26 protein-coding genes, 1 pseudogene and 1 riboswitch are annotated in these 26,340 nt (G+C 57.5%); of the genes and pseudogenes, 25 read left to right on the top strand and 2 right to left on the bottom strand.

The genetic code is table 11. The annotated features are described in order from the left end of the window. The first annotated feature begins 1 nt into the window (after position 1). The 19 genes from BLO51_RS12530 to BLO51_RS12435 all read left to right on the top strand — a co-directional run bounded on the left by BLO51_RS12530 (position 2) and on the right by BLO51_RS12435 (position 18,669). On the top strand, positions 2–424 hold the full coding sequence (locus BLO51_RS12530) for a DUF350 domain-containing protein (protein ID WP_090671927.1): 423 nt from the start codon (positions 2–4) through the stop codon (positions 422–424). Positions 425–620: 196 nt separating this feature from the next. Next, complete coding sequence (locus tag BLO51_RS12525; protein ID WP_174551241.1) at positions 621–1,127, top strand: hypothetical protein; 507 nt, start codon at positions 621–623, stop codon at positions 1,125–1,127. Between the two features lie 126 nt (positions 1,128–1,253). After that, positions 1,254–2,564: an MFS transporter gene (locus tag BLO51_RS12520; RefSeq protein WP_174551240.1), complete on the top strand. Its 1,311-nt coding sequence runs from the start codon at positions 1,254–1,256 to the stop codon at positions 2,562–2,564. A 72-nt stretch (positions 2,565–2,636) separates the two neighbouring features. After that, positions 2,637–3,566: a cysteine synthase A gene (gene cysK, locus BLO51_RS12515; RefSeq protein ID WP_090671922.1), complete on the top strand. Its 930-nt coding sequence runs from the start codon at positions 2,637–2,639 to the stop codon at positions 3,564–3,566. Positions 3,567–3,713: 147 nt separating this feature from the next. After that, positions 3,714–4,010, top strand: a complete 297-nt coding sequence (locus BLO51_RS12510) for a hypothetical protein (protein ID WP_090671919.1) — start codon at positions 3,714–3,716, stop codon at positions 4,008–4,010. Between the two features lie 280 nt (positions 4,011–4,290). After that, positions 4,291–4,767, top strand: a complete 477-nt coding sequence (locus tag BLO51_RS12505) for an Lrp/AsnC family transcriptional regulator (RefSeq protein ID WP_174551243.1) — start codon at positions 4,291–4,293, stop codon at positions 4,765–4,767. Positions 4,768–4,782: 15 nt separating this feature from the next. Next, entirely contained in the window at positions 4,783–5,976 is a 1,194-nt protein-coding gene (locus BLO51_RS12500) for an aminotransferase class I/II-fold pyridoxal phosphate-dependent enzyme (protein ID WP_090671913.1), read from the top strand. Between the two features lie 136 nt (positions 5,977–6,112). Next, positions 6,113–6,382 (top strand): aspartyl-phosphate phosphatase Spo0E family protein, encoded by a 270-nt coding sequence (locus BLO51_RS12495; RefSeq protein ID WP_090671910.1) that lies wholly within the window; start codon positions 6,113–6,115, stop codon positions 6,380–6,382. A 125-nt stretch (positions 6,383–6,507) separates the two neighbouring features. Beyond that, the gene (locus BLO51_RS12490) at positions 6,508–7,026 is read left to right on the top strand and encodes a hypothetical protein (protein ID WP_090671907.1); all 519 of its coding nucleotides are present in this window, start codon (positions 6,508–6,510) and stop codon (positions 7,024–7,026) included. Between the two features lie 56 nt (positions 7,027–7,082). Further along, positions 7,083–7,284, top strand: a riboswitch (cobalamin riboswitch). 182 nt (positions 7,285–7,466) lie between these two features. Then, positions 7,467–8,492 (top strand): ABC transporter substrate-binding protein, encoded by a 1,026-nt coding sequence (locus tag BLO51_RS12485; RefSeq protein WP_090671904.1) that lies wholly within the window; start codon positions 7,467–7,469, stop codon positions 8,490–8,492. Between the two features lies 1 nt (position 8,493). Next, entirely contained in the window at positions 8,494–9,534 is a 1,041-nt protein-coding gene (locus tag BLO51_RS12480; protein ID WP_090671901.1) for a FecCD family ABC transporter permease, read from the top strand. 175 nt (positions 9,535–9,709) lie between these two features. After that, entirely contained in the window at positions 9,710–10,492 is a 783-nt protein-coding gene (locus BLO51_RS12470) for an ABC transporter ATP-binding protein (RefSeq protein ID WP_090671896.1), read from the top strand. Further along, positions 10,489–11,571: a nicotinate-nucleotide--dimethylbenzimidazole phosphoribosyltransferase gene (cobT, locus tag BLO51_RS12465; protein WP_090671892.1), complete on the top strand. Its 1,083-nt coding sequence runs from the start codon at positions 10,489–10,491 to the stop codon at positions 11,569–11,571. The genes BLO51_RS12470 and cobT overlap by 4 nt, the downstream gene beginning before the upstream one ends. Before the next feature lie 29 nt (positions 11,572–11,600). After that, the gene (gene cobU, locus BLO51_RS12460; protein ID WP_090672131.1) at positions 11,601–12,146 is read left to right on the top strand and encodes a bifunctional adenosylcobinamide kinase/adenosylcobinamide-phosphate guanylyltransferase; all 546 of its coding nucleotides are present in this window, start codon (positions 11,601–11,603) and stop codon (positions 12,144–12,146) included. A gap of 266 nt (positions 12,147–12,412) precedes the next feature. After that, positions 12,413–13,393 (top strand): adenosylcobinamide-phosphate synthase CbiB, encoded by a 981-nt coding sequence (cbiB, locus tag BLO51_RS12455; protein ID WP_090672125.1) that lies wholly within the window; start codon positions 12,413–12,415, stop codon positions 13,391–13,393. Beyond that, complete coding sequence (gene cobS, locus BLO51_RS12450; RefSeq protein WP_245719643.1) at positions 13,372–14,214, top strand: adenosylcobinamide-GDP ribazoletransferase; 843 nt, start codon at positions 13,372–13,374, stop codon at positions 14,212–14,214. Before cbiB ends, cobS begins: the two co-directional genes overlap by 22 nt. 11 nt (positions 14,215–14,225) lie before the next feature. Further along, the gene (locus tag BLO51_RS12445; RefSeq protein WP_090671889.1) at positions 14,226–17,006 is read left to right on the top strand and encodes a cobyric acid synthase; all 2,781 of its coding nucleotides are present in this window, start codon (positions 14,226–14,228) and stop codon (positions 17,004–17,006) included. Further along, the gene (locus tag BLO51_RS12440) at positions 17,003–17,572 is read left to right on the top strand and encodes a cob(I)yrinic acid a,c-diamide adenosyltransferase (protein WP_090671886.1); all 570 of its coding nucleotides are present in this window, start codon (positions 17,003–17,005) and stop codon (positions 17,570–17,572) included. Before BLO51_RS12445 ends, BLO51_RS12440 begins: the two co-directional genes overlap by 4 nt. Continuing rightward, on the top strand, positions 17,569–18,669 hold the full coding sequence (locus tag BLO51_RS12435) for an RluA family pseudouridine synthase (protein WP_090671883.1): 1,101 nt from the start codon (positions 17,569–17,571) through the stop codon (positions 18,667–18,669). The genes BLO51_RS12440 and BLO51_RS12435 overlap by 4 nt, the downstream gene beginning before the upstream one ends. 74 nt (positions 18,670–18,743) lie before the next feature. On the opposite strand, the gene BLO51_RS12430 is transcribed toward BLO51_RS12435, so the two are convergent. Beyond that, positions 18,744–19,484: a YdcF family protein gene (locus BLO51_RS12430; protein WP_090671881.1), complete on the bottom strand. Its 741-nt coding sequence runs from the start codon at positions 19,482–19,484 to the stop codon at positions 18,744–18,746. Between the two features lie 165 nt (positions 19,485–19,649). Between BLO51_RS12430 and BLO51_RS12425 the strand changes: the two genes are divergently transcribed. The 6 genes and pseudogenes from BLO51_RS12425 (at position 19,650) to BLO51_RS12400 (ending at position 24,852) form a co-directional block, all read left to right on the top strand. After that, the gene (locus BLO51_RS12425) at positions 19,650–20,027 is read left to right on the top strand and encodes an arsenate reductase family protein (protein ID WP_090671878.1); all 378 of its coding nucleotides are present in this window, start codon (positions 19,650–19,652) and stop codon (positions 20,025–20,027) included. A 26-nt stretch (positions 20,028–20,053) separates the two neighbouring features. Further along, entirely contained in the window at positions 20,054–21,139 is a 1,086-nt protein-coding gene (locus BLO51_RS12420; RefSeq protein WP_090672121.1) for a site-2 protease family protein, read from the top strand. Positions 21,140–21,406: 267 nt separating this feature from the next. Next, a pseudogene (locus tag BLO51_RS30295) lies at positions 21,407–21,625 on the top strand (LL-diaminopimelate aminotransferase); the annotation flags it as partial. Between the two features lie 141 nt (positions 21,626–21,766). Next, entirely contained in the window at positions 21,767–22,849 is a 1,083-nt protein-coding gene (locus BLO51_RS12410) for a Gfo/Idh/MocA family protein (RefSeq protein ID WP_090671876.1), read from the top strand. A 24-nt stretch (positions 22,850–22,873) separates the two neighbouring features. Then, a complete protein-coding gene (locus BLO51_RS12405) occupies positions 22,874–23,893 on the top strand; it encodes a Gfo/Idh/MocA family protein (RefSeq protein ID WP_090672119.1) in 1,020 nt (339 codons plus the stop codon). Next, positions 23,890–24,852: an AraC family transcriptional regulator gene (locus BLO51_RS12400; RefSeq protein WP_090671873.1), complete on the top strand. Its 963-nt coding sequence runs from the start codon at positions 23,890–23,892 to the stop codon at positions 24,850–24,852. Before BLO51_RS12405 ends, BLO51_RS12400 begins: the two co-directional genes overlap by 4 nt. A 146-nt stretch (positions 24,853–24,998) precedes the next feature. Here BLO51_RS12400 and BLO51_RS12395 read toward each other — a convergent pair whose 3' ends face one another. Continuing rightward, a complete protein-coding gene (locus tag BLO51_RS12395) occupies positions 24,999–26,237 on the bottom strand; it encodes a cytochrome P450 (RefSeq protein WP_090671870.1) in 1,239 nt (412 codons plus the stop codon). Between the last annotated feature and the right edge of the window lie 103 nt (positions 26,238–26,340).

Genomic DNA, 26,340 nt, shown 5'->3' with positions numbered 1-26,340 from the left:
AATGGCGGATAAAGAGGTGGATTTTTTGCTGAGCAACCCTTATGTTGAGACGCTGGCGTTTTTTTCGATCGCTGTGCTGGCGCTGATTGTCTTTTTGGCGATTTTCGAGCTGGTAACCAAGTATAAGGATTGGGACGAGATCAAGAACGGCAATTTGTCGGTAGCGATGGCGACCGGAGGCAAAATATTCGGGATATGCAACCTGTTCCGTTTTGCGATCTTGAATAACGATTCGGTGCTGCATGCGTTGATTTGGGCAGTGTACGGCTATTTACTGCTGCTGGTGGCTTATTTTATTTTTGAGTTTTTGACGCCGTATTTCAAAATCGACGAGCAAATCCAGAAGGACAACCGGGCCGTAGGCTTTCTTTCCATGGTCATTTCAGTTTCGCTGTCCTATGTGATCGGCGCCAGCGTGACCTGATGCCGGGGGCCGGCGAAGGGCCGGCCACAACCGGATCGTTCTTCAAGACCGGAGGAGGAAGAGTCCTTGTGAAATATTTATGGGGCACCTTATTTGCGCTTGCGCTTGTTTTTTTGGGCGCGGGCGTTTACTATTTTATTAAATTTGCATAGCGTGAAGGCGTAAAACAGACCTTCACCCGCCGCCGCTAAGGGGGATGACGCGCTTGTCGCAATCAGAGAATCAGGTTTGCCCGTGGTGCCATACAGAGATCGTATGGGACCCTGAAATCGGTCCGGAAGAGGAATGTCCGCACTGCTTTAACGAGCTGGGCGAGTACCGTAGCCTTAATTTGCAGGTGGAGCGTTCCGAATCAAGCATCCAATATGACGAAAAGGAAGAACCGGATAACGAGCTGGAGTTGTCGGATGAGGAATTGCAGCTGGCAGACGACTACGGGGAAGGCGTTCAGCAGCTGCTGGATAGTCAAGAGGAAGCGCCGGAATGTTCATCTTGCCACAGCTTTATGCTGCTGGCCGGCACCGAACCGGCTTCGGAGGCCTTTGTTCCGTTCGTGCATCCGGCGCTTGGCAAGCCGCTTCAAGCTTCATTCGGCGTTCAGGTTTACTTGTGCCCGTCCTGCTTCAAAGTTGAACGGCAGTTGACGGAAACAGACCGGCTCGCGTTGGTCGAGCAGCTTCGGGAGCATGGAGCCAAAAAATAAGAACTACTAAAAAAGGAATTCGGAGCAGGCGTTTGCCGGCATCCGGGTTCCTTTTTTTGGCCTTCATTCATGATTTCCGCCGAACAGGGAAGCTTAATTAAGACATTACGGATACAAGGTGAGAGCATGCATTCCGGAGCTAAACATTTTCCGCACGATTGGGTGCGAGGCAAGGATCGTGCGGGGGAGCACAGCTGGCGTGACGTGGAGCAGGCAGACCCGGCCGGCGGAGAGCCGAAGAAGAAAAAGGGCGGCCCGTTGTCAGGGCAATCCCGGCTTCTGCTGACGGTGAGCGGCTTGTTTGCCACGGCCAACGCCCTGTCCGGCACATTCGTCAATGTGTATCTATGGAAAGCGAAGCATGATTTTACGGTTATCGGATGGTTTACGCTCATTCATCATTTGACGATGGCGCTAACGTTCTGGATTGCTGGCAAATGGGTCAAAGAGCATAACAAAATGAACTGCTTGCGCACGGGGGTTGCGGCTGCGGCTGTCTTTTACATGCTGGTGCTGTGGTTCGGAGGGAGAGCGGCAGACTATTTCGTGCTGCTCGGAGCCGTTCAAGGCCTGTCATCGGGCTTGTTCTGGCTTGCGTTCAACGTCGTCTACTTCGAGGTGACGGGTCCGAACGACCGCGACCGGTTCAACGGCTGGGCGGGCCTGCTCGGATCGGGCGCCGGGATGATCGCGCCTTGGATTTCCGGTTATTTGATCGTCCGGATGCAAGCGGCGACGGGCTACCGGCTCATTTTTACCTTGTCGCTGATTGTGTTTGTGGTCGGGGTGATTTTCAGCTTTTTCCTGAAAAAGCGCAAAATGTCCGGGACCTACGAATGGTTTCTGGCCTGGCGGTGCTTAAGATATCAGGATACGGCTTGGCGCAAGGTCGGGCTTGCGCTTGCGGCCCAAGGCGTGCGGGAGGGCGTATTCGGCTTCATGATCGGGCTGCTGGTGTATGTTCATACGGGGAGCGAAATGTCGCTGGGCAATTTCTCGCTTATCACTTCTGCGGTAGCGCTGCTTAGTTTTTTGGTGGCGGGCAAGCTGCTCAAGCCCCGATTTCGGGGTAAAGCGATGCTGCTCGGCGCGGTGATGCTGGTGCTTGTTATTTTACCGTTTTTTTGGAAAGTCAATTTTTTTACGCTGCTGCTGTTCGGGGTGGGCGCGGCCGTGTTTTACCCGCTGTACAGCATTCCCATGACCTCCATCGTCTTCGATCTCATCGGGCGGGAGGAGGAGAGTGTGAAGAAGCGGGAGGAGTATATCGTCATGCGGGAGCTGGCGCTGAATACGGGCAGATTATTCGGCACCGCTGTGTTTATTGCCGTCGTATCGTTTACGCAGTCGGCCGCCGCCATGAACTGGCTGCTGCTTGGCATCGGCAGCTCGCCGCTCGCCGTATGGTATTGGATGCGCAAGGCCGAGGTGGCGTGAACTCCCGTTAGCTTGCTAAAACCATACCTTCCCGATAAAATAAGAGGGATAGGGAAGGGAGCGGCAGGCAGCATGAAGAGGACTACCGGAAAAATGGTGAACAGCATTACGGAACTGATCGGCGATACACCGGCTGTGCGCATCCGCAGGCTCGTTCAGGAAAACGATGCGGAGCTGTATGTGAAGCTGGAATATTTCAACCCGAGCGGAAGCGTCAAGGACCGTGCGGCGTTCAATCTGATCGTGCAGGCGGAGAAGGACGGCCTGATCGGCCCGGGCGCGACGATTATCGAGCCGACCAGCGGCAATACCGGGATCGGCCTGGCGATGAACGCCGCGGCCAAGGGCTATAAGGCGATTCTGGTTATGCCGGACAATATGACGAAAGAGCGGATCAATCTGCTGAAAGCATACGGAGCGGAGGTTGTCTTGACGCCCGCCGAGCAGCGGATGCCCGGCGCGATCCGCAAGGCGGTGGAGCTGCAGGCGCAAATTCCGAACAGCTTTATCCCGCAGCAGTTTGAGAATCAGGCGAATCCGGACATTCACCGGACGACGACGGCGCTGGAAATCATCGAGCAGATGGAGGGGCGGCTGGATGCGTTCGTCGCGACGGCCGGAACGGGCGGTACGATTACAGGCACGGGCGAAGTGCTTCGCGAGAAGCTTCCGGGAGTGCAAATCTACGTCGTCGAGCCGCAAGGCTCTCCGGTTTTGTCGGGCGGCGAGCCGGGACCGCACAAGCTTGTGGGTACCAGCCCTGGTTTCGTGCCAAAAATTTTGAACACCGGCGTCTATGACGAAATTGTGCAGGTATCCGACGAGGATGCGTTGCAAACGACGCGGGACCTGGCGCGTCTCGAAGGCATTCTGGTCGGCCCGTCCGCCGGAGCGTCGGTATGGACGGGACTTCAAATCGCCCGCAAGCTCGGCCGCGGAAAGCGCGTGCTGTGCATTGCTCCGGATACCGGGGAGCGCTATTTGAGCATGGTCATTTTTTAAAGAACGGCAGGCTTGTCCGATATGGGCAAGCTTATTTTATTTGTAAACTGTACGAGGCGTGTTGAATAAATATTCAATTAAATGTATAATAATCAATAGAGATCAATCTCGACAACGAAAAGCAGTATGGAAGAGAGGGAACCAAGGATGAAAATCGCGCTGCATAACGAGCTTCCGGGCGAAGCGCAGTTTCAGCAGTTGATCGACTCCGTGTCCGAACGGACCGGCGAGCGCCGGCCGCTGGCTTACGAAGCTTTATGCGACGGAGGCCCTGTCATCGCGGCCTACGACCAAGGAGTGCTGATCGGCCTCGGGCGGCTGGTAAGCGACGACATCGGACAGCAAGCGTTTGAATGCAAAATCAGGCCCGGCTATGAACGGCGGGAAATTGAAGCTTATATGTGCAAACTGCTGGCCGTTTCCCCGGTACCGAGTCCCTGCTGATACGGGCTGCCCATAAGCCGTTATCGACCTCCGAGCGTTCGGAGGTTTTTTGCTGTGGATGATGAAGTCTGTTCCCGTTGGCCGCCCAAAGGCGAGCCTGCATAATTTTACTTTGCCAAAGCGTGGTTGACGGGTGTAATATGGAGTAATAAGCCATTGGTTCAGGCACTCGTTACGAGGCTGCGACCCCGCAGGCTTTCCGGCTCACGGTCGATTCGCCGGGTGAGGCCGTTTGCTTCGTATAACTAGTAGGAGGGCGTTGTCATTGGAACAATTCAAAATGAAAATCATCGATCTGCTGAAGGAAGACGCGAGACGTACGCCGGCTCTGATTGCGACTATGTTGGGGGCGTCCGAAGCCGAAGTAGCGGAAGCCATCCGCGAGCTGGAGGAAGCGAACATTATCGTCAAATATGCGACGGTCGTCAACTGGGCCAAGGTGGACGATGAGAAGGTCACCGCCCTGATTGAAGTGCAGATTACGCCAGAGCGAGGGCGGGGCTTCGATGCGATTGCCGAGCGCATTTACTTATATCCGGAAGTCAAATCGGTTTATTTGATGTCGGGGGCCTACGATCTGCTGGTGGAAATCGAAGGGAAGACGCTGAAGGAAGTGGCGTCGTTCGTTTCCAACAAGCTGTCTCCGATCGACCGGGTGCTTTCGACCAAAACGCATTTTATTCTTAAAAAATACAAACAAGACGGAATCGTCTTTGAAGATCATGAGGATGACCGCCGTCTTTTAATCTCGCCGTAAAGGACGCTGAAAAGCATGATTGAGTCAAAACAGGTACAGCAGGTCAAGTCAATGCGCGGGTATTTGGCGCCGCTCGTGCAGGAAATACCGCCTTCGGGGATTCGCAAGTTTTTTGACTTGGTAAGCGGGAGCAAGGATATTATTTCTCTTGGCGTCGGGGAGCCTGATTTTCGTACGCCTTGGCATGTCCGGGAATCGTGCGTTTATTCGTTAGAGCGCGGCAATACGAAATATACGCCTAACGCCGGCCTGCTCGAGCTGCGCGAGGCGATCGCGGAGTATTTGTACGAATCGTTCCAACTGCTCTACGAGCCGTCGGACGAAGTCATGGTGACGGTCGGAGGCAGCGAGGCCATCGATCTTGCGCTGCGCGCTTTGATCGCCCCGGGAGACGAAATTCTCATTCCGGAACCGACTTACATTTCTTACAGTCCGATCGCGCGGATCAGCGGCGGCGTTCCCGTCGGAATCGAAACATTCGCCAAGGACCAGTTCAAGCTGAAGCCGGAAGCACTGAAAGCGGTCATTACGCCCCGCTCGAAGGTGCTCATCTTGTGTTACCCGAGCAACCCGACCGGCGGTATCATGACGTACGAGGACTGGCTGCCGATCGTGAAAATTGTGGAAGAGAACGACTTGGTCGTCATTTCCGACGAAATCTATGCCGAGCTGACCTACGAGCAAAAGCATGTCAGCTTCGCGTCGATGCCGGGCATGCGGGACCGCACGATTCTCGTGAGCGGCTTCTCCAAGGCGTTCGCCATGACCGGATGGCGGATGGGGTATGCTTGCGGGCATCAGGACCTCATTTCGGCGATGCTGAAAATCCATCAGTATACCGTGATGTGCGCTCCGTCCATGGCGCAGGTGGCTGCGCTCGAAGCGCTCACGAATGGGATGGAGGAGAAGGACAAGATGGTCGAGTCCTACAACCAGCGGAGACGTTTAGTCGTCCATGGCTTTCGGGAGATCGGCCTGCCGTGCCATGAGCCTCAGGGCGCGTTTTACGCCTTCCCTTCCATTGAGTCCACGGGACTGAGCTCGGAGGAATTCGCCCAGCAGCTGCTGTTTGAGGCCAAGGTCGCAGCGGTGCCGGGACATGTATTCGGCCTCGGCGGAGAGGGCTTTATCCGCTGCTCGTATGCGACATCGGTCAATCAATTGACTGAAGCAATCGACAGGATTGGAAATTTCATAAAAAAGTTGTAATTTCGTCAAAATAAATCATTTTCAAATCCCCCAAAAACTGGTATCTTATAGGTATGAAAGTTTTATGTCTTATGACTTAATCATAAAACTTGTCAACTTAGGTCTGATGACGACGAACCAGTGGGAGGGATGGGGGATGGCTTTTCCGGAATATCAGCTTCGGCATTATCTGAACGTCGGCTGGATTCGCGACAGCGAGCACAAGGCCAAGTGGACTTTTGGAAAAAGAAAACAGGCCTCATCCGCCGTTTCGCTGGAAGATGACATCTACAAGCTCCGGCGTCAGCTGGAACAGCTTGTACAGAACGGGAACAGCCTAACGTCTCCCCAAGTTGTCGAAATCAGCATGCAGTTGGATATCAAAATCAATGAATATATGTATCGCCCCAAAGGGGACCGTCGTTGAGCGGTCCTTTTTTGCTTTGTCGAAAAAGCTTTGAAAGCGCAGCTCCGACTATGGTAAGATACAAGGATAGAGAGCCGCGGAGACGAGCTTCCAGCGGCACGGTTAGAGGGGGAGACAAAGGGACGATGAGAAGGAGATGGCTTCTCGGTTTGCTGCTGATCTTCGTGCTTGCGGGCTGCGGAGGACCGAAGGCAGACGTGACGGTGTTTTTAATGGGGAAGAGCGGCATTCCGACGGAAATCGGGGAAAAGCTTCAAGCGTCGCTGCAGAGCAAAATCGGACAGACGCCCACCGTTCAAGTCGTGACGTCGCCGCTGTTTTCGCTCGAGAAAATGATGGTCGAAATTGCCGCCGGAGGGCACGGGGTGTTGATTATACCGGCGGAGCAGTTCAAGGGTATGGCGCAGCAGGGCGGATACGTGTCGCTCGACGACTTGGCGAAGCCGGAGGATTTTGCCGAAGGCATCATGGAAATTCCCGTAGGCGACAAGAAGGAGAAGCATCTGTACGGCATCCCGATGGAGAAGTCCCTTTGGTTCAAGGAGCTTCAATTGAACGGCAAAGAGCTGTTTGCGTTCATTCTGCAGAGCGCTCCGGACTTGGAGAAAGCAAAGCAAATGTTAAAAATTATTGCGCAGAAGTAGCCGTTCGGGCGATGCTGATGTGGGGAAAAAGCCCATGGAAATCCGCAGCGGACGAATAATCGAATAGCGGTTCGGGTGCTTGCGGGCGGATGGAAGCTTGCAAGTTAAAAGGGAAGCCGGTGCGACTCCGGCGCGGTCCCGCCACTGTGAACGGGCGAATGCTCTCCGGGAAGCCACTGCTTGATGCAAAGCGGGAAGGGGGAGAGCTCCGGAAGGAAGCCTGTAAGCCAGGAAACCTGCCTGAACGGCAAGCGAAGCGTCCTTCGAGGAAAAGGAGCGGAATCGGGCAGCCGGCCAGCGGAGCGCCGTCTTTGGACAGGCGGATTCGCGGGGCGGCGGTCCGCCTGTGCTCTTCGCCCTGGAGATGTTCCCGGGGTGAGGGGCCTTTTTCGTTTTAGGCAGAAACAAAATATACCATATATCCAGAGGAGTTTTGGAAGATGAAAGCTAAACTTACAACAAAGGTTCTACGCAAACGATGGTTAGCTGCGATCTTGAGCTTGGCGTTGGCCGCATCGCTGGCCGGCTGCGGAAGCGCGACGAAGACGCCGGGGCAGGGAGAGCTTGCCAATCCGCCGAAGGCCGACGGCACGAAGCAGGATGGAGCGGCAGCGTCGGCCAAACGAACGTCGTATCCTTTGAAGGTCAAGGATGCTACGGGCAAGGAATTCGTGTTTGAGAAGGCGCCGGAGCGAATCGCGTCCACCTCGCCGAGCGAAACGGAAGCGCTCTTCGCCCTGGGTCTCGGAGATAAGGTGGTCGGCGTATCGGACTTTTGCGATTACCCTGCGGAGGCGAAGTCGAAGCCGAAGATGGGCAGCATCGTCAAGCCGAATGAGGAAGCGCTGATCGGGGCCAATACGGATCTGGTCATGACCGGGGTGTCGATGAAGCCGCAGGTGGTCGACAAGCTGCGCGAGCTGAAGATCAACATGTTCAAGGTCGAACCGAAAACGATGGACGACGTGATGAACAATCTGCTGACGATGGGGCAAATCTTCGACCGTCAGGAGCAAGCGCAAAAACTCGTGGATTCGATGAAAGCCGACCGTCAGAAGGTCGTCGATGCCGTGAAGGATTTGAAGCCGGAGCAGAAGAAAAAGGTATTCATCGAGTTTTCCCCGGGCTGGACGGTCGGCAAAGGCGAATTTATCGACGAATTGATCGCGTTGTCCGGCGGGATCAATGTAGCCGGCGGCGAGAAGGGTTATGTTCGAATCAGCGAAGAGAAGGTCATTGCGGATAATCCGCAGGTGATCATTTACCCCAATGGCATTACTGACGACAAGTTGAAAAAGCCGATGGACCAGTTGATCCGTGAACGCAGCGGCTGGGACAAAATCGAAGCGGTCCGGTCGGGCAAGCTGGCCGGTGTCGACAAAGATTTGATCAGCCGTCCGGGACCGCGCATTACGGCCGGACTCGTGGAGATCGCCAAAGGGATTTATCCGGATTTGGTGAAATAAAATGAAGCGCAAGCTGTGGATATGGGGCGGAGGCGCTATCGTCCTGCTTCTGCTGTCCGCGACGGCTGCCCTGTCCGTCGGTTCGGTTCGCGTGCCGTTCGGGCACGTGTGGGGGATCCTCCTGCATCAGCTTCCATGGCCTGGCGAGCGCATCCCCGAGACTTGGAGCGTGGCGTCGGAGCAAATTATATGGAAGGTGCGGCTGCCCAGGGTGGTGCTCGGACTGCTGGTCGGCGCAGCGCTCGGGCTGGCGGGCGCGGCATTTCAAGGCGTGCTGCGCAACCCGCTTGCCGATCCGTACACGCTCGGCGTTTCGTCGGGGGCATCCGTAGGGGCTTCCTTCCTGATTTTGTTCGGGCTGCAGTTTTCGCTGCTCGGGGAATGGAGCGTGCCGGTTGTCGCGTTTGCGACCGGGATGCTTGCGCTGAGCGCGGTGCTGCTGCTGGCTCGGACGGAAGGTAAGCTGCGGATAGAAACGGTCATTTTGTCCGGCGTCGTGATGCAGGCGTTTCTCGGCTCGTTCGTTTCGCTGATGGTCTCGATGTCCAAGCAGGTCATTAATGAAATCGTATTTTGGATGATGGGCAGCCTGGCGCTGCGCGGATGGACTTATTCGCTTGTACTGCTTCCTTATCTGGCCGTCGGAGCGGCGATATTGCTCGGATTCGGGCGGGCCATGAATCTGTTTGCTCTCGGCGAGCGGCAGGCGGCCCACTTGGGCGTTCACGTGGAACGGACGAAGCTTGTCGTCTTGATCACTTCCACTTTGATTACGGCCGCTGCGGTATCCGTGTCCGGCGTCATCGCTTTTGTCGGCTTGCTCGTGCCGCATCTGCTGCGTTTACTGGTTGGTCCGGACTATCGTCTGCTGCTGCCGCTGTCGCTCATCGGAGGCGCGATCTATATCGTGTTGGCGGATACGCTTGCGCGAACGCTGCTCAGCCCGACGGAACTTCCGCTCGGCGTCGTCACGGCTTTTATGGGAGCGCCCTTCTTCGCTTATTTGCTGCGGCGGCGGAAGCGGGCGATTCGGGAAGGATAATGCCGGAGCCGCTGCGTCTGAAGTCGGGGTCAATCATGCGGGCGCGCGGTTGGGAATGGTTTTGGTGGAAGCGGAGCGTCGTTCAAGATAGCTGCTGCGGACAACGACCGGAGGAAGTCCGTTCATACGGCGCTCCTCATGTATCGGACTTCAGGAAAAAGGGGGAGCGAAGCGGGTGATACGGGTGGAAGTGGAGCAGGCGGCCAAAGCGTTCGGCGGCAGGCCGGTGCTTCGACAGATCGGCTTCTCGGTAGAGCCGGGCGAATGGTTCGGCATTCTCGGCCCAAACGGCAGCGGAAAGTCGACGCTGCTGCATATGATATCCGGCGCTGAGCGTGCCGACGCCGGAACGGTGAGGCTGGACGGCCGTCCGGTGGAAGCCGTCTCCCGCAAAGAGCTGGCCCGGCAGCTCGCCGTGCTGCATCAGGATGCGCTGCCGCCGCTCGGGTTCACGGTGCGCGAAATCGTCGAGATGGGCCGTTACCCGTACCAAAACTGGTTAGGGGACGAGCTCGGGGATTCGGCAGCTTTAATCGAGCAAATTCTCGATTGGCTGAAGCTCAGACCTTTGGAGGAACGTACGGTCGACGGGCTGAGCGGCGGCGAGCGGCAGCGGGTGGCGCTGGGCAAAGCGATGGCGCAGGAGCCGAAGCTGCTGCTGCTGGACGAACCGACAACCTTTCTGGATATCGGATACCAGGTGGAACTGATGGATAAGGTCCGTCAATGGCAGCAGGAATGCGGGATGACCGTCATCTCGGTACTGCACGATTTGAACTTGGCCGCGCAGTATTGCGATCGGCTTATGCTGCTTTATAACGGTGAAGTAGCCGGAATCGGCACGCCGGAGGAAGTGCTGCGCGCCGATCTTTTGGAGAACGTATACGGCACGCGTCCGTACGTGCTTCGGCACCCGGACAGCGGAGTGCCGCAAATTTTGCTCGGAAAAGGGGAATGACCGTGTCGGATCAAAGCCGGTTACAACAAGTGCTATCGGACATTCAGCCGCTTGATGCGGGGATCATGGAAGAGGCGGTCCGCAGACTGGACCAATTGACTAAGCCACCCGGCAGCCTAGGTCGGCTGGAGGAAATCGCGAAGCAGCTCGCAGGCATTCGCGGCGAGGTGATGCCGGAGCTGACGCGAAAAGCCGTCGTCGTGATGGCGGGAGATCATGGTGTGTGCGAGGAAGGGGTTAGCGCTTTTCCGGCCGAGGTGACGCCGCAGATGGTGCTCAATTTCCTGAACGGCGGGGCGGCCGTCAATGTGCTGGCTAGGCAGGCCGGGGCGGATGTCGTCTGCGTGGACATCGGTGTCAACGCCGAGCTGTCGCATCCGCTGCTGCGTTCGCGCAAGATTCGCATGGGCACGGCCAACATGGCGAAAGGACCGGCGATGACGCGAGCGGAAGCGGAAGCCGCGATCATGGTCGGCGTGGAATTGGCCCAGGAGCTGGCGGGCGAAGGCTATCGGCTGCTCGCTACCGGCGAGATGGGCATCGGGAATACGACGGCCAGCTCGGCGCTGTTGGCCGTGCTCGGAGCAACCGACCCCGCCGCTGCGGCAGGACGCGGAACCGGAATCGACGACGAGCGGCTGCTGCACAAGCAGGTGGTCATTCGCCGGGCGATTGAAACGAACCGGCCGGACGCTTCTGATCCGCTGGATGCGCTCGCCAAAGTAGGCGGCCTTGAGATCGCCGGATTGGTCGGCCTTATTCTTGGTGCGGCGCAGAGCCGCATCCCCGTCGTCATCGACGGTTTCATCTCGTCGGCCGCCGCCTTGGTCGCGGCAAAGCTGGCGCCGCTCAGCGCGTCGTATATGGTCGCATCGCATCTTTCGCAGGAGCAGGGCCATGAGCGCCTGCTCACGGAGATCGGCTTGACGCCGATGCTTCGGATGGATATGCGGCTGGGTGAAGGCACCGGCGCGGTGCTGGCTTTCCCAATGATCGAAGCGGCGGTCCGCATTATGAAGGAGATGGCGACCTTCGAGGATGCCGGTATTTCAGGCGCATCGGAACGGGCAGGCGTATGAACGCCGGTCAACGGGAAGGAAACGCGCCGATGAAAGTGCTTGTCACCGGAGGGGCGCGCAGCGGCAAAAGCGGGTTCGCCGAGCGGTACGCGGCGGTGCTGGGCCATGAGGGCCTATACGTCGCAACCGCGCAAGCGTATGACGACGAAATGCGGCGGCGCATCGCCCTGCACCGCCAATCGCGCAGCGAGCGCGGCTTCCGCTGGACGACGGCCGAGGAGCCCTTCGCCTTGGCGGAACTGCTCGAACGTTCGTCAGCGCCGGTCGTGCTCGTCGATTGCCTGACGCTCTGGCTATCGAACTGGCTGCTGCGGCTGGAACAGGAGCCGGATGCGGAAGCGCAGCTCGAAGCGAAGATCGACAGCCTCGCCTCCGTCTTCGCGACGGTGAAACAACCGACTGTTCTTGTGACGAACGAAGTCGGAGCTGGGCTAGTACCGGAATACAAGCTCGGCCGCCTGTTCCGCGATTTATCCGGCCGGATGAACCAACGTCTTGCCCGCGAGGCGGACCAGGTTTTCCTTGTCGCCTCCGGTATTCCTCTTGAACTCAAGAGCATGGCTTTTAAACTGTAGCCTTGCGTTTATATCCCCTCTTCCGTGGAAGAGGGGTTTGGGGGCGAGCGGGTGTGCTTTCTTGGGAGCGACTTTTGACGAAGTCAACGGAGCGAACCAAGAATCGTGCCCGGCTCCCTGCCCGCCGCCGTCAGCGCATGAAAAATAGCGCCCTGCAAGGCGGCGCGTCAAGCTTTTAGTCTTTTATAGGGAGGAGGTGTATCTCTTTGAGAGCGACTTTTGACGAAGTCAAGCGGAGCGAACAAAGAGATACACCCGCGCACAGTATGAGTGAAACGCTAATCATGGTGCTGGCCGCCATCGTCATCGATTGGGTGCTCGGCGATCCGGCCTGGCGCTGGCTGACACATCCCGTCATCTGGATCGGGCGGTGGATTTCCGCCGTGGAAAGGCGGCTGTGGCCGGACGAGGCGCAGTCGGCGGGTGTCCACGGCAAATGGGCCGTACGCTGGCGAGGCATTGTGCTTACCGTATCGACGGTAGGCATGGCGTTCGGCGCGATGTATTTCATCGTCTGGGCCGCGTCGCAGGTGCATCCGTGGCTCGGCTACGCGGTGAACACATGGTTCATTTCGACCACGATCGCCATCAAAGGACTGAAGGATGCGGCAATGGCGGTTTACCGTCCATTGGTCGAAGGGCGTCTGGATGAAGCGCGTAAATATGTCGGCTACATCGTCGGACGGGATACGACGCGGCTGGACGAGCCGGAGATTACGCGGGCGACCGTGGAGACGGTGGCTGAAAATATCGTGGACGGTGTCGTGTCGCCGATCTTCTTTGCGTTGCTCGGCGGAGCTCCGCTGGCGATGCTGTATCGCGCGGCGAATACGCTGGACTCGATGGTCGGTTATAAAAATGAGAAGTACCTGCACTTCGGCTGGGCCTCGGCCCGGTTCGACGATGTGCTCAACTGGATTCCGGCGCGGCTGACCGGAGGGCTGCTTGTCTTGGTTGCGCTTGCAAGTCCCGGACTGGCTGCCGTTCGCGCGGCAAAAGCCGTCCTGAAGTTTGCCCGGCTGCACCCGAGTCCGAACAGCGGGATTCCGGAGTCGGCGGTGGCCGGAGCGCTTGGCATCGAGCTTGGGGGCGTGAACGTATATCACGGCCGGACAAGCGAGCGGGCCCGGATGGGTTGGCCGCTGCGGGAGCGCACCCGGGAAGATATTAAGCGGACCGTGCGCATGCTGTACGGCGTCAGTTACGTCATTGCGGGGGGATTGCTGTGCGCGCTTTTATTCGTTTGATGCGGCTTTGGGGCGAAGCCTGCGCGGCTGCGTTTCAATTTTTAAGCCGATTGCCCGTACCGGTGAAGCTGGACTATAACGACGCTTTGTTTCGGCGGAGCGTCGTTTTTTATCCGCTCGTCGGTCTGGTGCTGGGGCTGATCACAGCGGCAGCCGGTCTGCTGCTAACCAGCGTGCTGCCACCGTTGCCGACAGCCGCTCTGCTGCTTGGGATCTGGGTGCTGCTCACCGGGGCGCTGCATCTCGACGGGCTGATGGATACGGCCGACGGCATCCTGAGTCACCGTTCGCGGGAGAGAATGCTGGAAATCATGAAGGACAGCCGGGTTGGCGCGATGGGCGTCATCGCCGCCGTGCTGGTGCTGCTGCTGAAATGGTCGCTGCTGACGGAACTGCTGCCTGCTGCGGTAACCGGCAGCCAGTGGAATTTGTGGCTCCTCTTGGCGCTGGTTCCGTTGTGGAGCCGCTGGTACATGGTCGTAGCGATAGCCTGCTGGCCGTATGCGCGGCAGGCGGGGAGCGGAATGGGCGGCTTTTTTCGCGGTGTCGGAGCCGGGCATGCCGTGGGCTCGGGACTGGTAGCGCTGCTGCTGTCGCTATGTGTTGTCGCGGCGGGAGAGGCGTTCGGAGGGCTTTCGCTGCCGTTTTGGCATATGGTAGGGATAATCGTCATTCTGCTCGCCGTGACGATGGGAGCAGGGGTTCTGATGAGCGTTTCGATTCACCGGAAATTAGGCGGACTGACGGGTGATACGTACGGCGCGATGAATGAATTGCTTGAAGCGGCTCTGCTGCTCGTGCTTGTGTTGATTAAGGGATAGGAGAGGTTGCAATGCTGGAACGATACGGACACGGCGGCGATTTGTGGACGGCCGCGGAAGCATTCGGCAGGCCGCGGGAGCGGTTTGTCGATTTTAGCTCGAATATGAACCCGCTCGGGCCGCCTGAGGCGGTAGGACGCATTTTGGCCGAGCAGTGGCGGGAGGTCGTCCATTACCCGGACCCGGCGGTGCGGGAGCTGACCGGCAAGCTGGCGGCCAAGCACGGCGTTCCGGCCGAATGCGTGCTCGTCGGCAACGGGGCGGCGGAGCTGATCGATTTGGCCGTCCGGGTGCGCCGTCCCCGGGTGACGGGACTGGTTCGTCCGTCTTTTGCCGAATACGAGGAAGCTGTGGAGAAAATCGGGGGGCGTATCGTCGACATCCCGCTCGATGAAGCGAACGGCTTTGCGCTTCATCTGGCCGATGTGCAGGCGGCTACCGGCCGGTGCGATCTGCTGTTTCTGGGTCATCCGAACAATCCGACCGGGCGTCTGCTACCAGATGACGTGGTGCAAGCGCTGGCGGACGGACAGATTCCGGCTATCGTCGATGAGGCGTTTCTGGATTTTTGCCCGCGGGAGGAGGAGCTTACGCTGGCCCGCGCTGCGGCGCAAAATCCTCACTTGACCGTCATCCGCTCGATGACGAAGTTTTATTCGATTCCCGGACTTCGTCTCGGGTACGTAGTAGCGCATCCGCAGCAAATCCGCGAGATGAAACGGCTGCAGGTGCCATGGAGCGTGAATGTTTTATCCCAGTGGATCGGCTCAGCCGTTCTGGAGGAGCGGGAGTTCGCGCGCCGGACGCTGAAGTGGGTGAAGGAAGAGAAGGAGCGCTTGCGCGCCGGGCTGCAATCGCTCGGCCTGACCGTGTTCGAGAGCGATGTGAATTTTGTACTGTTTTCGTTGCGGTCGCTGGGACTCGACGTGCGATCACTGCAAGCGGCGATGGGGCGGCGGGGCATTTTGATCCGGGACGCTTCGCTCTTTCCCGGGCTGGACGAAACGTACTGCCGGGTGGCGGTCAAGCTGAGGGAGCAGAACGAAGCGCTGCTGGACGGCCTTAGGCAGTCGATTGCCGACCTGCTTGAGGCGCGAGAGCGCGCGACGACGGGTGAAGAAGTCGCGGCGGCCAAGAGGCCGGAACGCTCGCAGAGCAGCGGCAGGTCCGTGTCCAATGCCTGTCCGCCTTCGCTTCCAGCCGATTTCGCATCGCTGAAGCTCGCTCCGACCTTCATGCTGCAGGGAACCGCCTCCGATGTCGGCAAAAGCTTGCTGACGACGGCATTGTGCCGCATCCTGCTGCAGGACGGCTTGCGTGTGGCGCCGTTCAAATCGCAAAACATGTCGCTCAACTCCTACGTGACGCCGGACGGCAAAGAAATCGGCCGGGCGCAGGGGATGCAGGCGGACGCCTGCCGGGTTCCGGCCACGACGGACATGAACCCGATTCTGCTCAAGCCCAAAAAGGATATGGTGTCGCAAGTGGTCGTCCACGGCAAGCCTTACCGTGATTTGGATGCGCGGACTTACCGGGAAAAATATTTGCCGGAAGCCGAAGCGGTCGTGAAGGAAGCGCTCGTCCGCCTGCGGCAAGCCTATGACGCGGTCGTGATCGAAGGGGCGGGCAGCCCGGCCGAGGTCAATCTGAAAGACCGGGATATCGTCAACATGCGGCTGGCCGGATGGGCGGACGCCCCGGTACTGCTTGTCGCGGATATCGACCGCGGAGGCGTGTTCGCTTCCCTCGTTGGGACGCTGGACATTTTGTCTCCGGAGGAACGCGACCGGGTGAAGGGCTTTATCATCAACAAGTTCCGGGGAGACGTTACGCTGCTTACGCCGGGGATCGAATGGCTGGAGAAGCGGACGGGCAAGCCGGTGCTGGGCGTTATTCCTTATTTGCCGCAGCTTGGGCTGGAGGATGAGGATTCGGCGTCGCTCGAACGGAAGATAGCGGAGGGCGCTCTGGGCCGCACGGATTTGGCGCTGTCCGAAGACATGCTTGATATCGCCGTCATCCGGCTGCCGCGCCTGTCCAACTTTACGGATATTGATCCGCTGGAATACGAGCGCGATGTCCGGCTTCGTTTCGTGGATAAGGCGGAGACGTTCGGTTCCCCGGATGCGGTTATCGTGCCGGGCAGCAAAAATACGGTCGACGATCTCTTGTATCTTCGCGATTGTGGTCTTGACCGGAAGCTGCTCGATTTTGCCAAAAGCGGTGGATGGGTGACGGGGATCTGCGCGGGGTATCAGATGCTGGGGGAAAAGCTGCTCGATCCGAATGCGGTCGAATCGGATCGGCCGGTGCTCGACGGACTCGGCTTATTCCCGACGCAAACCGTATTTGCCGCGGAGAAACGGACCGTAAGAGCCGCAGGTATGACACAGCTATATGCTGATCCCGGGCAAACATTTGAAATCCAGGGCTATGAGATTCATATGGGCGTCACTTCATTCTTGCGGCCCGTCGACCACCCGTTCGAGTTATCGCATCCCGATACCGGATCGACCGAATCCGGTTCGTCGCTGGACGGCGCGGTTTGTTCGGACGGGCGGCTGTGGGGCACGTATGTGCATGGCATTTTGCATAACGACGATTTCCGCCGCGCTTGGTTGAACCGGATTCGCGCAGCGAAAGGACTGGAGCCGCTGCCGGCGGAGCTGCGCTTTCAGGAACGCCGGGAGGCGGCCTTCGACCGGCTCGCGGCTCATGTACGGGAGCACTTGGATATGGAGCGTTTGTATGAGATGATAGGGTGGAATAAAGGTCGGGAGGGATTGCGGTGAAAATTTATACGAGAACGGGCGATGCCGGAAAAACCGGGGTGATCGGAGGCCGCGTAGACAAGGACGACGTCCGCGTCGAGGCGTATGGTACGGTTGACGAGCTGAATTGCTTTATTGGCCAGGCGATGGGGTTTCTGGATGCGGAACGCGATGCGGATCTGCTCGCCGATCTGCTGCAAATCCAGCATGAGACGTTCGACTGCGGCTCCGATCTGGCGCTGCTGAAGCAGGAGCTGCGGCCGTATAAGGTGACGGCCGAGATGGTGGACCAACTGGAGGCGTGGATCGACAAATACGATGCGGAGACGCCAGACATCCAGCGCTTTATCCTTCCGGGCGGGAGTCAGGCGTCGTCGGCGCTTCACGTATGCCGGACGGTATGCCGCCGCGCCGAACGCCGGGTCGTCACGCTTGCGCGCACGCAGCCGATCAACGAAGAGGTTCGCCGTTATTTGAACCGGCTGTCGGACTTGTTCTTTACGATCGCCCGTGTGTCCAATCTTCGGGCCGGAAACGGCGACGTGGAATATATTCGGAGCGCCGAGGTGTTCAGACGCAAGTCATGAGCTATTATAAACCGCTGGAATATATCGTCCCGACAGAAGACGACGGCATGGTGCTGAGGACGATTTTGCAAAAACGAATGGGCGTTTCCCGCAAGCTCCTCTCGCGGCTGAAGCTGACGGAGCAAGGCATTACAGTCAACGGGGAACGCAAATATATCGATGTGAAGGTACGCGCCGGAGACCGGGTCGCCGCGCGGATGGAGATGGAAGTGTCGGACGATATTTTGCCGCAGCCGCTTCCGATCGACATTTTGTATGAGGACGACGAGCTGTTGGTGCTGAACAAGGAGGCCGGGATGATCGTGCATCCGACGCACGGACATTACACGGATACGCTGGCGAACGGCGTCGTTCATTACTGGCGGGAAAAGGGCGAAAGCTTCCGCTTCCGCCCCGTGCATCGGCTCGATCAGGAGACGTCCGGGGTGCTGGCCGTCGCCAAAAATCCTTATGTGCACCAGCAAATTTCGGAGGAAATGCAGGCGCACGGGCTAAAAAAGGAATATGTCGCGCTCGTTCACGGCGTGATCAGCAGCGATGAAGGCACGGTCGACGCGCCGATCGACCGCAACCCGCTTGCGCCGCATGTCCGAATCGTCACACCAACCGGCTATCCGGCGGTCACGCATTACCGCGTGGAGCGGAGGTTTCGCGAAGCGACGCTCGTGCGCTTGTGGCTGGAGACGGGGCGGACGCACCAGATTCGCGTGCATATGCGGCATCTCGGCCACCCGCTGCTCGGCGATAAGATGTACGGTCCGGGCGGCACGGCGGACGAGGTGGATAAAGCGGCCGCGGAGGGACGTATCCCGGAAGCCGACGGTTCGCAGCAGTGGGATGGGGCTTCGGCGCCATTATCCGAGGGAATCCCCGTCGCCGACCGCAGCGCAACGCAGCCGCAGGCAGCGTCAAGCGTCTGTCAAGCCGCTTCGCCCGCAGCGGACTACGGGCTGGAGCGTCAAGCGCTGCACGCCTGCACGCTCGGGCTGACGCATCCCGTCACGCGCCGGCGGATGGAATTTCACGCGCCGCTGCCGGCGGATATGGAGTGCTGCATCAAGCAATTAGCGCAGTCGGAAGGCGCGCACGAAGCATAAAAAATCCGCCGTTCCCGCGTATTGCAAGATACGATCAGGGGAACGAGCGGATTTTTGTTTTTTGGTGTCGTCCGTTACTGGAGTTGTCCCAAATACTCTTTCAGCGCGAGGCTCAGATCGTCCATGGCCGCTGAGGTCGGAATCCATAGTCTCCCCGTCCAGCCTGTGGCGCGGCTGATCTTGTAATCGACCGGATACGGAACGACCTGAATGTGCTGAGCGACAAAATGCTTCACCGAGCGCGGCATATGAAAAGCCGACGTCACCAGAATCGGCCGCTTACAGCCGCTTTCGTCCAGAAGCTGCTTCGCGTATCGCGCGTTCTCTTGAGTCGTGCGGCTCCGGTCGTCCAACCGGATCGCATCGGCCGGGACACCCAGCGCGATAAGCTTGCTGCGGGCCAGTTGGCCCTCGTTGGCTGTATCGGCATACACCTGCCCGCCGGAGACGATGACCGGCAGCGGCTTGGCGGCGTACAGCTCGGCCACCGCGACGACCCGGTGCAGCGTGCTGCCGCTCAAGTGGCCGGTGCCGCTTACGTCCGGGGTCCCCGACACCGCTCCGCCGGTCAGCATGACGTAGACGTCGCCCTCAAGAACCGCGGGCGGCGAATAACGATTTTCAATCGATTGCAGGGCCGTTTCGCCGACAAGCGGGATCGAGAGCAAGTAGACGAGGAAAGCCGAGGCGAACAGAACGACGCCGGCCGAGCGGCGGACGCGGGCGTAAAGCCACCATCCGATCAGGAGCAGCAGCGGGACGAAGCAGCCGGGAGGCGTCAAGAAACTGTAAATGAGTTTAAGAACATAAATCATGGCCTAAGCTCCTTTTGTGGGACTCTTTTCCATTATCTGCGCTTCACCGCTTTTTTTCAACCATTGGCTGGCCTGTGGCGATTTGCAGGACCTGCCGATTCCTCGGTATAATGAATTCATGTCATAGTTAACCATTTTAGGATAGGATAAGGATGAGAGAAAATTATGAGCAAGAGCAAATCGATCAAAGTTTTTCAATACCCTGCTTGCAGCACTTGCCGGAGCGCATTGAAGTGGCTCAAAGAGCACGGATGGGAAGTGGAGGCAATCCACATCATGGAGCAGCCGCCGACCGTGGAGGAGCTTCGGACGCTAATCCCGCAAAGCGGGCTGGACATCAAAAAGTGGTTTAACGTATCCGGCGAAGTGTATAAGGAAATGCAGCTCAAGGACAAGCTGCCGCAGCTGAACGACGAGGAGAAAATGGAGCTGCTTGCATCGAACGGCAAGCTGATCAAGCGACCGGTCGCGACGGACGGGAAGCAGGTGACGGTCGGCTTTAAGCCGGAGCTGTACGAGGGAAATTGGGGGAACGAATCGTAAGGTTTGACTAAGGAGTGTGAATCTTGTTGCAGCAAAGACCTAAACCGAAAAAACAAAATCCGCTTTGGTATATCGGCGCAGCCGTAACCTTCATTCTGACGCAGTTGAAAACGCTGCTGCCGCTGCTAAAGCTCGGCAAATTCGGGGGAGCGATCATCTCGATGGCGGTGACCATCGGTGCTTATGCAATTATTTTTCCGTGGCAGTTCGCGATCGGCTTTGTACTGCTGCTGCTCATCCACGAGCTCGGCCACGTCATTGCCGCCAAGCAAAAAGGGCTGCCGGTATCGGCCCCGGTGTTTATCCCGTTCCTGGGCGCGCTGATCAACATGAAGCGGCATCCCCGGGATGCGGTGACGGAAGCATACGTCGCTTTGGGGGGCCCCGTTCTTGGAACGGTCGGCGCCTTAGTCGTATTCGGCGCAGCCTATGCGCTGGGTGACCCGCAGCATAGTAAACTGCTTTATTCCATCGCTTATGTCGGCTTTTTCCTCAATCTGATCAACCTGATGCCGATTCATCCGCTTGACGGAGGGCGGATCGCGACGGCGGTGACACGCTGGCTTTGGCTGGTTGGCCTGATCGGAGGGCTGGTCGTGATCATCTACCTGCGCTCGATCTTGTTCTTCATCATTTGGGCGATGTTCGCCTACGACCTGTACAAAAAATTCGTCAAGGACCGCAAGCAGGGCGAGGAGCGGTTCGTCAACGCGAGCTTTCTGGTGGCGGCCGAGCCGCTGCTGGCGCAGGGCTATCTGATTCCCGGCCCGGAGCATAAGCGGGAACTGCCCTTTGTCACGTTCTCGGATTTGGACGGGCAGCAGTATGTCAATGTTTTCTGGGAAGGCCTTCATTTTCAAGGCACGGTGCCGCTGATGCATCAAGGAATCATCAAGCGTACACACGTGACCCGCGTGGAGCATCTCCAGAAAGAAGACGGTCTGCATCTGATGATCCACTGCCAGATCGATTACCAACTATACGAAAATGACAAGTACTATGACGTCCCTACGTCGGCGCGGTGGAAGTTCGGGACGGCGTATGCGCTGCTTGCGGCGTTTTTAATCGGCATGATGTGGTACGTTCACGAGGTAACGGGGCTGAATGGATAATCAACATTTCGAATCGGCGTTCGGAAGGAAAACGAGGTAGCGCATCAATGAAACGATGGGAATCGAAACGATTGGCCGAACTGGGTTCGGCCATTTTTTCTGAGGTGGCGGCGTGGAAGCGGGAAGTGACGGCGCGCGGCGTCGATGTAATCGACCTGGGCATCGGGAGCCCGGACCATCCGCCATCCGCCCGTGTCATGGACGCGCTGACGCGCGCGGTGAACGATCCGGGCCTGTACGGCTATCCGACATCGGAAGGGAGTCTGCAAGGCGACGATGTTCATCTGGGCGCCGATCCCGGAAGGCTGGACGTCTCGACAGATTTCCCGGGAAATGCTGTATTCCGCGGGAGTCGTCGTTATTCCGGGCGACGCGTTCGGCAAAGAAGGCGAAGGCTACGTCCGCATCGCTCTTGTTCAGGAAGAGGATCGGCTGCGGGAAGCGGTCCGCCGGATCGGACGGTTTTTGCGGGAGGCTTCCCGCTAACAAACGCTTGTGCCTTAGTTGCAGCGTATTTTTAGAGATGTCGTAATATCTTACTTTTTCCTGTCGCCAAATTGCAATTTCATCGCCGCTTCAATCGTGCTACTATGAAGGCATGTCGTACAATAATAGGAGGCGTATCAAGTGTCCAAGAAGCTCAAAATAGCCATTATCGGTTGCGGCGGTATTGCAAACGGAAAGCATTTGCCGAGTCTGTCTCGTTTGGAGCAAGTTGAACTTGTCGCATTTTGTGATATCATTTCCGATCGGGCCGAAGAAGCGAAAGCGAAGTACGGCAGTGCGGAAGCGAAGGTCTATGAAGAGTATAAAGCGCTGCTGCAGGATGCGTCGATCGATGTCGTCCACGTATGTACGCCGAACGATTCCCATGCGGAGATCACGATTGCGGCGCTGGAAGCCGGCAAGCATGTGATGTGCGAGAAGCCGATGGCCAAGACGGCGGCCGATGCGCGCCGGATGGTCGAGGCGGCCAAGCGGACAGGCAAGAAGCTGACGATCGGCTACAACAACCGTTTCCGGGAGGACAGCCTTTATTTGAAACGCATCTGCGAGGAAGGCGAGCTTGGCGACATCTACTATGCGAAAGCGCATGCCGTTCGTCGCCGCGCCGTGCCGACTTGGGGCGTCTTCCTGGATGAGGAGAAGCAAGGCGGAGGACCGCTGATCGATATCGGCACGCATGCCCTCGACCTGACGCTCTGGCTGATGGACAACTACGAACCGAAGATTGTGCTTGGAACGGCTTTTCATAAATTGTCCGGCAAAGAAAACGCTGCCAATGCTTGGGGGCCTTGGGACCCGAAAAAGTTTACGGTGGAGGATTCGGCCTTCGGCATGATCGTGATGAAGAATGGCGCGACCATCATGTTGGAATCGAGCTGGGCGCTCAATACGCTCGATGCGAAGGAAGGGAAGACCACCTTGTGCGGAACGGAAGGCGGCGCGGATATGGAGGAGGGCCTCCGGTTGAACGGCGAGAAGCTGAGCCGCTTGTACATGAACAAGATCCAGCTCGGCAGCGGCGGGGTCGATTTCTACGACGGTCAAAGCGAGAGCGCGCCGGATACGGAAATGCGTCTGTGGATTGATGCCATCCTGCATGACAAGCAGCCGGTCGTCACGCCGGAGCAGGCTTGCGTCGTGTCCGAAATTCTCGAAGCAATCTACGAATCGGCGAAAACGGGCAAAGCCGTAACCTTCGACTAAGCGCCGGAAGAAAGGATGGGAACGATGATCAGAGTAGCGATGCTCAGCTTTTGGCATGTGCATGCCGCCGATTACGCGAAGCAGGTGGAGGAGCATCCGGACACGGAAATTGTGGCCGTATGGGATGAGCTGCCGGAACGCGGACGCCGGGAAGCGGAAGCGCGGGGCGTCCGGTTTTACGACAAGCTGGAGGAGCTCCTCGCCCAGCCGGATATCGACGCGGTGATTGTCGATACGCCGACCAACCTGCACCGAGATGTGATGGTGGCAGCGGCGCAGGCGGGCAAACATATTTTTACGGAAAAAGTCGTTGCGCCGACGTTGAAGGAAAGCAACGAAATTATGGAGGCGATCCGCAAGGCCGGCGTCAAATTAACGGTGTCGCTTCCGCGATTGAACGAAGGCTATACGCTGGCCGTACAGGACGTGCTGAACCGGGGACTGCTCGGCGAAGTGACGCTCGTCCGCACGCGGCTGTCTCATAACGGCGCGATTCCGAACGACCAATCGGCGAACGGCTGGCTGCCCGCGCACTTCTACCATGCCGAGCAATGCGGCGGCGGCGCGATGATCGATCTCGGCTGCCATCCGATGTATTTGGCCCGCTTGTTCCTCGGCATGCCGGAGAGCGTAACGGCCAACTACAGCTTCGTCACCGGCAGAGAAGTCGAGGACAATGCGGTGTCCGTGCTGCGTTATTCCAGCGCGGCGCTTGCCGTTGTGGAAGCGGGCTTCGTCAACCGGCATTCGCCGTTCGTGATCGAAGTGCACGGTACGGAAGGCAGCCTGCTCTATTCGACGCACGACAACCGTTTGCTCGTGCGCACGGCGAAGGGCGGAGCGGCGTCGGAGGAGGAATGGCGCGTGCAGGAGCTTCCGGCCGGTCTTCCGTCGGCGTTTCATCAGTGGGTAGCCCATATTCAGCAGGGGACGACGGCGGAGGAAAATATCGGGCTGGCGCTGGACCTGACGAGGTTAATGGAAGCTTCGAACTTGTCCGCACGCTCTGGGGCGGTCTGCCGGCTTAACGATTTGCAGCCATGAACGGTCAGTCCCGAATCGGCGCGAGGCCGTATCCGTTCGAGCTGATGCTGGAAAACCCGACGGCGCTTGACCGGCTGGAGGTGGAGTTCAAATGGGGTCATTACGGCATTCGCATGCTGAACTTTCACCATACCAGCTTTGCTCCGGGCCGGATCGTTCATTTTCATAAGCATTCGGACTTCGAGTTTCATTTTATCCCGCGGGGCAAAGGGAAGGTCATTCTCGGCAGCGAGCCGTACTCGCTGCAGGAAGGTCAGATGTATTTGACTGGTCCCGGTCTCCTGCATTATCAGGAGGCGGATGCCTTCGAGGCGATGGATGAGCTGTGTCTGCATATCGATATTCGGAAGCTGGAAGCGGAAGAGACGGCAGATTCGGAGGCGTGGGGAGCCCGGTGGGAGCAGGCGGAGGCGGAAGCGTGCATCCGCCGCTTGGAGCAGCTGCCTCCGCGGCCGATGGCCGACAAATACAAGGCGATGGAATGCTTTAAGACGGCTTACCGGGCCTGGTACGAAAATCAGCCGGGTGTCCTGACGGTGATCAAGCAATCGATCATTCAGGTGCTGCTGCGGATGACGCGGGCATACGACGAAACGCCGCAGCGGGACCTGCCGTCCCGCGATATGAAAAACTACCGCTACCAGCTTGCTGCCCAGTTTATCAAAGACAACTACATGGCCCCGTTAACACTGGAGGTGGTAGCGGAGCGGGTGCAGATCAGCCCGAGACAGCTACAGCGCATTTTTCGCGAGCAAACGGGAGGCACGTTCAGCGAGTACATCGAGCATGTGCGGCTCGCGCAAATCTGCAAGGAATTGGCCGAGAGCGAGTTCACCATCGATCAGATCGCGGTTCAGAACGGCTTCTCCAGCGCCAACTATTTGCATTACGTATTTAAGAAAAAGCTCGGCACCACGCCGATGCAGTATCGTTTGCAGCATGACGTTAAACAGAATTAGCCGTTTCCAAGCAACTGAGAAAAACACCTGAAGCCGTTCTCCTTCGTTCGCGTATCAATGGGGGAAACGCCTGTCAGGTGTTATTTTTTCTTGGGAACGAGTAGACGTTCATTCCAAGAGTTCATCGTATATAAAACTTTTTGCTTTTAGCGTTGATACCCGCGTACAGGCATATGCTTAATTCCTGAAATAAAATTAGAGCCTAGGTATTCAACAGGGCCAATCACATCAAAATGAGTAAAATTTGTTGTGAGCTCATCAAATAAAAAGGTCATCGTATGCTTGGCTATTCTGCTTCCGATGCAATGATGGACACCTGTGCCAAAGGAAATATGAGGGTTGGGATGCCGCTGCATATTGAAGGTATAAGGATCTGCAAAAATCTCCTCATCGCGATTCGCCGACCCTACCCAGACGGCAACAGCATCTCCCTCTTTAATCGGCACTCCCCGGATTTCCGTATCAATCGTGGCATATCTCAAAAAGTGGCTGCCCGGAGAAGACCAACGAAAAGCCTCTTCGACAAAGCTGTCCATAGATTCAGGGTGTGCGGCAAGCTCCTCAAGCCCATTTATTTTCGTCTGCTCCAGTACCGTTGAGCTAGCGACATGCGGAGTCGTAGCTGTAGCTCCGAGCAAAATGCTGTAGCAGTTGGAAATGACCGTTGGTATGTCCATCTTCTCGCCAGCGATCTCCAGCTGTAACAATGCGCTAATCAGGTCATCTCCCGGAGAACGGCGGCGCTGCTTGACCATATCTTGAAAGTAACCAAACAACTCCCTGTGTGCCAATTGCAAAGTCGCTGTGATATCGCCATCTGCCAATTTAAATTCCTCATCCTCAGGAGCAACGGACATGATGGTTAGCCGTGTCAGTGTTGGCCAATCCTCCGGAGGCAGCTCCAGGATGCATCCGCCTACACAAATCGATAAAGCAAACGCGGCACGAGCAAAATCAATCCCCTCATCTTCTAAGCTTGGCAGAACCAGCTTGCGGATTTCTTGGCGAATCTGATCTTCATGCTTGAGGATGGAGTCAGGAGTAAAGAATTGGTGCATGGCACGTCTCATTTGGGTATGGCGTGGCGGATCTGTCACGGCCATTTGCTTGCCGCCTGAGGGATCATCCTTTCCAAGCAAACTGAGCAAATTTCCCCGTTCGGAGGTAAACGTCTTATAATCCTTCAATACCTGCACAACATCCCTATATTTCGTAATCGACCAGAAGCCCAACTTGTCATCGACCTGCTGCCAATGAACAGGCGCCTGATGGCGCAGTGCGGCCCATACCGCATGAGGCTCTCCATGGCTGTATAAATAGGGATCGAGCAAATTGACATCTTTGATGTTGACTTGAGAAAAATCAATGGAAGCCGATGCTGTCATTTTCGTTATCTCCTCCAACTGTTAAATTCTTGGAAACCAATGTATATCCAAGAGTCAAGTGACCATATTTGAAACTGATTTTACCAATAATCCTATTTATTTT

It is taken from the genome of Paenibacillus tianmuensis (assembly GCF_900100345.1).
GTDB classification, from domain to species: domain Bacteria; phylum Bacillota; class Bacilli; order Paenibacillales; family NBRC-103111; genus Paenibacillus_G; species Paenibacillus_G tianmuensis.
This window is presented reverse-complemented; position numbering and strand designations above follow the sequence as displayed.

Excerpts from the sequence above, each read along its gene's own strand:
- BLO51_RS12530 (WP_090671927.1), top strand. The coding sequence starts at position 2 with ATGGCGGATAAAGAGGTGGATTTTTTGCTGAGCAACCCTTATGTTGAG.
- BLO51_RS12525 (WP_174551241.1), top strand. The coding sequence starts at position 621 with ATGACGCGCTTGTCGCAATCAGAGAATCAGGTTTGCCCGTGGTGCCAT.
- BLO51_RS12520 (WP_174551240.1), top strand. The coding sequence starts at position 1,254 with ATGCATTCCGGAGCTAAACATTTTCCGCACGATTGGGTGCGAGGCAAG.
- cysK (WP_090671922.1), top strand. The coding sequence starts at position 2,637 with ATGAAGAGGACTACCGGAAAAATGGTGAACAGCATTACGGAACTGATC.
- BLO51_RS12510 (WP_090671919.1), top strand. The coding sequence starts at position 3,714 with ATGAAAATCGCGCTGCATAACGAGCTTCCGGGCGAAGCGCAGTTTCAG.
- BLO51_RS12505 (WP_174551243.1), top strand. The coding sequence starts at position 4,291 with ATGAAAATCATCGATCTGCTGAAGGAAGACGCGAGACGTACGCCGGCT.
- BLO51_RS12500 (WP_090671913.1), top strand. The coding sequence starts at position 4,783 with ATGATTGAGTCAAAACAGGTACAGCAGGTCAAGTCAATGCGCGGGTAT.
- BLO51_RS12495 (WP_090671910.1), top strand. The coding sequence starts at position 6,113 with ATGGCTTTTCCGGAATATCAGCTTCGGCATTATCTGAACGTCGGCTGG.
- BLO51_RS12490 (WP_090671907.1), top strand. The coding sequence starts at position 6,508 with ATGAGAAGGAGATGGCTTCTCGGTTTGCTGCTGATCTTCGTGCTTGCG.
- BLO51_RS12485 (WP_090671904.1), top strand. The coding sequence starts at position 7,467 with ATGAAAGCTAAACTTACAACAAAGGTTCTACGCAAACGATGGTTAGCT.
- BLO51_RS12480 (WP_090671901.1), top strand. The coding sequence starts at position 8,494 with ATGAAGCGCAAGCTGTGGATATGGGGCGGAGGCGCTATCGTCCTGCTT.
- cobT (WP_090671892.1), top strand. The coding sequence starts at position 10,489 with ATGACCGTGTCGGATCAAAGCCGGTTACAACAAGTGCTATCGGACATT.
- cobU (WP_090672131.1), top strand. The coding sequence starts at position 11,601 with ATGAAAGTGCTTGTCACCGGAGGGGCGCGCAGCGGCAAAAGCGGGTTC.
- cbiB (WP_090672125.1), top strand. The coding sequence starts at position 12,413 with ATGAGTGAAACGCTAATCATGGTGCTGGCCGCCATCGTCATCGATTGG.
- BLO51_RS12445 (WP_090671889.1), top strand. The coding sequence starts at position 14,226 with ATGCTGGAACGATACGGACACGGCGGCGATTTGTGGACGGCCGCGGAA.
- BLO51_RS12435 (WP_090671883.1), top strand. The coding sequence starts at position 17,569 with ATGAGCTATTATAAACCGCTGGAATATATCGTCCCGACAGAAGACGAC.
- BLO51_RS12430 (WP_090671881.1), bottom strand. The coding sequence starts at position 19,484 with ATGATTTATGTTCTTAAACTCATTTACAGTTTCTTGACGCCTCCCGGC.
- BLO51_RS12425 (WP_090671878.1), top strand. The coding sequence starts at position 19,650 with ATGAGCAAGAGCAAATCGATCAAAGTTTTTCAATACCCTGCTTGCAGC.
- BLO51_RS12405 (WP_090672119.1), top strand. The coding sequence starts at position 22,874 with ATGATCAGAGTAGCGATGCTCAGCTTTTGGCATGTGCATGCCGCCGAT.
- BLO51_RS12400 (WP_090671873.1), top strand. The coding sequence starts at position 23,890 with ATGAACGGTCAGTCCCGAATCGGCGCGAGGCCGTATCCGTTCGAGCTG.
- BLO51_RS12395 (WP_090671870.1), bottom strand. The coding sequence starts at position 26,237 with ATGACAGCATCGGCTTCCATTGATTTTTCTCAAGTCAACATCAAAGAT.